General features: G+C 50.1%; 5 protein-coding genes. 2 read left to right on the forward strand and 3 right to left on the reverse strand.

What is annotated here, in order from left to right:
* Positions 1-359 (reverse strand): phycobilisome protein (locus NZ772_14460; GenBank protein MCS6814753.1); only part of this gene is annotated, 359 nt, incomplete at its 3' end.
* A 375-nt stretch (positions 360-734) separates the two neighbouring features.
* On the opposite strand from NZ772_14460, the gene NZ772_14465 reads away from it, so the two are divergent.
* Positions 735-2045 carry an APC family permease gene (locus NZ772_14465; GenBank protein ID MCS6814754.1) on the forward strand — a complete coding sequence of 437 codons (1311 nt, stop codon included), beginning with the start codon at positions 735-737 and terminating at the stop codon, positions 2043-2045.
* Positions 2046-2047: 2 nt separating this feature from the next.
* Here the strand turns inward: NZ772_14465 and NZ772_14470 are convergent, their stop codons facing one another.
* A complete protein-coding gene (locus NZ772_14470; GenBank protein MCS6814755.1) occupies positions 2048-2827 on the reverse strand; it encodes a hypothetical protein in 780 nt (259 codons plus the stop codon).
* A gap of 203 nt (positions 2828-3030) precedes the next feature.
* Here NZ772_14470 and NZ772_14475 point away from each other — a divergent pair, with 203 nt between their 5' ends.
* Positions 3031-3948, forward strand: a complete 918-nt coding sequence (locus tag NZ772_14475) for a sugar ABC transporter permease (GenBank protein MCS6814756.1) — start codon at positions 3031-3033, stop codon at positions 3946-3948.
* A 116-nt stretch (positions 3949-4064) separates the two neighbouring features.
* Here the strand turns inward: NZ772_14475 and NZ772_14480 are convergent.
* Positions 4065-4565, reverse strand: a 501-nt coding sequence (locus NZ772_14480) for an efflux RND transporter permease subunit (protein ID MCS6814757.1), incomplete at its 5' end; no start/stop codon positions are given.

A 4565-nucleotide genomic window follows, 5' to 3' on the forward strand; every position in this document is an offset into this window, starting at 1 on the left:
TAGGTGACATTACAACTCTGCTGGGTGCCAAACGCTTTCATAATGGTCTGAAACCAAAACAGAAATCGTTCTTGCAATATATCGGGATCATTCAGCAGCATGGCGATCGCAGAATAGCGTAGTGCTCGAATCGTGTCCCGTTTCCACTTAGCAGTGACATCCGCATCACCATGCTTTAACAGGTTGCTGTCCATACGCTGCATACGGGTATAGACCTGCTGCACGATAGTTGCTTCAGCATTCTGTAGCTTGACATAGGCTGACAATCTAAGCTTGAACGATGCCATGTAGTCTTGAATGAACTGCAACTCTGAATCGGTTGCATACCGACCATCAACCTCAGCAACCAATCGTTGCATTTGACTTAACATAAATCACTCCTAAATTGCTTTTACACTGATCAGTTTCAGATTTAGTGGTTTTAAGTCATAACCTTCAGATTTAGTAGCTACTGAAGTAGACATAAAACTTAACACAAATTAGCATTCCCAGGATTTGACTGGATGTCAGGATGATTCTGAGGATTTTCTCAGGCCTATCCAACGTATCCGTAATCCTAGCCCTTGAATCTCTGATGCTGCCATAGATGGCATCTTTACTTGGGTATCATCCTTACTGGGTATCTGGTGCCCAAAGGCAAGACTAAATCATAGTGCTGTTAAGGCGCGTAGCGGGGATATAATTCCTCACTGCCACCATTCTCACTAGCCCGTGGGTTGCGATAGGAGAAACTAGTGACAACATTACCTCCAACTCGACTAAGGCGGCAGGTTGGGCTGTCTGGGGCAATACTGATGGGGTTGGGGTCGATCGTCGGCACAGGAGTGTTTGTCAGCATTGGCATCGCCGCAGGCATCGCTGGAGCAGCCATGATTGTGGGGGTAGTCGTTGGGGCACTGATTGCTCTGAGTAACGGGTTTAACAGCGCTCAACTGGCGGCTAGTCACCCGGTTAGTGGTGGCAGTTATGAATATGGGTACAAGTATCTTTCGTCTTGGGCTGGTTTTACCGCTGGGTGGATGTTTTTGTGGGCTAAGACTGCATCAGCCGCTACCGCCGCTCTAGGGTTCTCTAGTTACTTGCTGGTGGCGATCGGTCTAGATGGGCGCGGCCTAACAGTACCTATAGCAGTGGGATCTGTGGTGGTGCTTACTGCGATCGTTCTAGGGGGCATCCAAGGGTCTAACCGCGCTAATACAGTCATTGTCTCCATTACGCTGACTGCTCTGCTTACGCTAGTTCTAGCTGGCATTCCAACGGCATGGACGATGGGCCATCAACACCTAACCCCCTTTGTTGCTACAGCTTCGGGAGCACCAGTTAACCCAATTGCGGCTGTTCTTCATGCCAGTGCCCTTATGTTTGTGGCCTACACCGGCTACGGGCGCATCGCTACCTTGGGCGAAGAAGTTGTGGAGCCTCGCCGCATTATTCCTAGAGCGATCGTCATTACCATGCTCATCACCTTGGTTCTCTATGTTGCAGTGGCATTGGTAAGTGTGGCTACAGTTGGTGCTCCTGTGCTCAGTGCGGCTGTCACTAACGGTTCTGCTCCCCTAGAGTTTGTGGCCAGAGCAACGGGCATCCCTGGTGTGCCCCAACTGGTAACGATTGGTGCTATTACTGCTATGCTTGGTGTTTTGTTAAACCTACTCTTGGGGTTATCACGAGTGTTGCTGGCCATGGGACGACGAGGAGACATGCCCCGATGTATGGCGCAACTGAATGCTAAAGGTACTACCCCTCCTTGGGCTGTTGTGACGGTCGGTAGCACGATCGTCCTGCTGGCGCTTGTCGGCAATGTGAAAACTACCTGGTCATTTAGTGCCTTTACGGTGTTGATTTATTACGCCATTACCAATGTAGCCGCTCTGAAAATTCCTGCTAGCCAGTTGCTCTACCCACGATGGTTGGCTTGGGTCGGGCTAGTGGGCTGTCTTTTCCTGGCCTTCTGGGTCGATCGCCAAATTTGGCTGATAGGTCTGGGGATCATTGCCCTAGGGCTAGTATGGCACTGGGCAGCTCAGTCTGCCCGTCGGGAATAGAGCTATTGGGCGTTGAGGAGTTGTACAAGCCGAGCGCGATATTGCCGTAACTCACTGGCGCGGTTGGGGTGTAACACCATGAGACGATCAACAATCTGAATCGCCTGTCGCCAGTTTTTAGCCTCGACGGCTGCTCGCAATTGGGTGTTTAGCTGTCGAGTTTGAGTATTGCGCTGTGCTACAGACATGGGACGTTGGGTGGATGGGGTCGATCGCCGCGTAGCTTGGGGTCGGCGTGAAGTTGGTGAGCCAGTGGCCATTGCTAGCCCACAATATTGCTGGAAGGAACTGTCTAAGGTTTGGTAGGCTTCAAGCTTTTGCAGGAAGTTGGTTAATTCCTGTTCCACAGCTTGTGAATTATTTTGCCGACTTGCACTCCGAACAGTTTGAGCAAACTGCCGCACCTCTTGAAATGCAGACAGATAGCGATTACGAAACTGTCGAACCTGCGGCTCGGTGAGTGGCATCTGCTGTAACCGGCTGATATACCCATTTAACAAGTCAATCATGCGATCGATCTGGGCTAATGCCTGCTGGGGGGAGGTGTTATTCGCATTGGCAATTGTTGTAAACCCATCTGTTGCCTGATTCAAAAACTGTCCCAACCGTTCGCAGTCTGCTCTGCGGCTGTTATTGGTCTGTGCCAGAGCAGTAGGGCCAAACGTTAGCCTAGACTCAGCAGCCAAAACAGGCTGCCCTTGCCTTCCATCGGCTAGGCTAAGTGGACTAACAGCAACAATTCCCAAGCTGACGATCGGCAACAGATAGTGAGCAATAACCATAACAAAGGCTGTTTGCGAGTACAGTAGCTACCCATTAGATTACTCGATTTCTTAGCAACTGAATCTCTGACCATACCCTAGGTGACGTAACCTTAGCCCACTATGTAAGACCTAGTAAGTTTTAGAGACAGCCGTTGGACAACGGTACAATAAGTGCCTACCAGGATCAGTCCTGCATCCAGACCAGCATTATTGAATCACCCATGACACAGACATCATCTGCTAAACGCACCCAGACCCTGGATGGATGGTTGTTGGTGCTGCCAGCCTTGATCATTCTGGCCTTGGTGTTTGTCTATCCCATCGCTCGCGCCGCTTGGCTTAGTCTGTTTACCCAAAATCTGGGCACTGAGTTGCAGCCTGTGTTTGCTGGGCTAGGCAATTTTAAGCGGATGGTTGGGGATGGACGGTTCTGGCAGAGCTTTAGCAATACCATCATCTTTACGATCGTCTCTGTATCCATAGAGATGGTACTCGGCTTGGGCATTGCCCTTGTGCTGAATCAATCCTTCCGAGGGCGGGGAGTTGTGCGGGCGATCGCCCTCTTGCCCTGGGCATTGCCTACTGCTGTCATGGCCCTAGCATGGACTTGGATTTTCAACGATCAGTATGGTGTTCTCAATGACCTCCTAAGGCGTGCAGGATTGATTACCCAAGCAGTTAACTGGCTAGGAGAGCCAACCTTAGCTATGGCTGCGATTATCAGTGCTGACATCTGGAAAACCACTCCATTCATCAGCATTATCCTTCTAGCAGGACTTCAATCCATTCCTCATGATTTGTACGAAGCCCATCGCATCGACGGCGCAACACCTTGGCAGAGCTTTCGACATATCACCCTGCCCTTACTCATGCCTCAGATCCTCATAGCCTTGTTGTTTCGCCTAGCGCAAGCCTTCGGCATTTTTGACCTTGTGCAAGTGATGACTGGGGGTGGTCCCGCTGGTTCCACTGAAACAGTTTCTGTATACATCTACAGCACTATCATGCGTTACCTAGACTTTGGCTATGGTGCTGCCTTAGTGGTAGTTACCTTCCTGTTACTCATCTTGGCATTAGCCTTGGGCAGTCTGCTGCTATCCCGCTTCCAGGCAACATTGCCAATCAGTGGCGGCAGATAACCTACAACTCAGACTTGCAATTTACAGGTTTTCTCTGGTAACGACCAAGCTGGTAACGACCAAGCTGTTAGTACCCCATAGGCAGGAGTACTCTTCAGCAGTATCGCATGTCATCGCTACACCACCAGTCGAGGGCGTTTGGTTGCTCGACCTAGACCCGTATGAAAGAGTACATAGGTACAGGGAATGAGAAACAGGGTCAGCACAGTTGCCAGGGCTAGACCAGAAAATACCACAATTCCCAAGGGTTGTAGAAACTCTGACCCTTGCCCAAGGCCCATGGCTAGGGGAAACATTCCTAACACCGTGGTAATAGTAGTCATCAATATGGGTCGCAAGCGTTGGGGGGCAGCCTTCAAAATTGCAGTTTGATGGTCTACACCTTCCTGTTCCCGGATTTGGTTGGCCATTTCCACCATGATGATAGCGTTGTTGACCACAATTCCTACTAACAGGACTGCTCCTACAAGAACGATGATGCTAAAGGGTTTGCCCGTGATGAACAGACCTAAAATACCGCCAGCTAGTGCCAAGGGCACAGTAATCATAATCACAAGGGGATCAATCAACGAGTTGTATTGAACAGCCATCACCACGAACACTAAAAATGCTGCTAA

It is taken from the genome of Cyanobacteriota bacterium, from assembly GCA_025054735.1.
Classification (GTDB): domain Bacteria; phylum Cyanobacteriota; class Cyanobacteriia; order SKYG9; family SKYG9; genus SKYG9.

Coding starts and splice junctions, on each gene's coding strand:
- NZ772_14475 (MCS6814756.1), top strand. CDS start 3,031: ATGACACAGACATCATCTGCTAAACGCACCCAGACCCTGGATGGATGG.
- NZ772_14470 (MCS6814755.1), bottom strand. CDS start 2,827: ATGGTTATTGCTCACTATCTGTTGCCGATCGTCAGCTTGGGAATTGTT.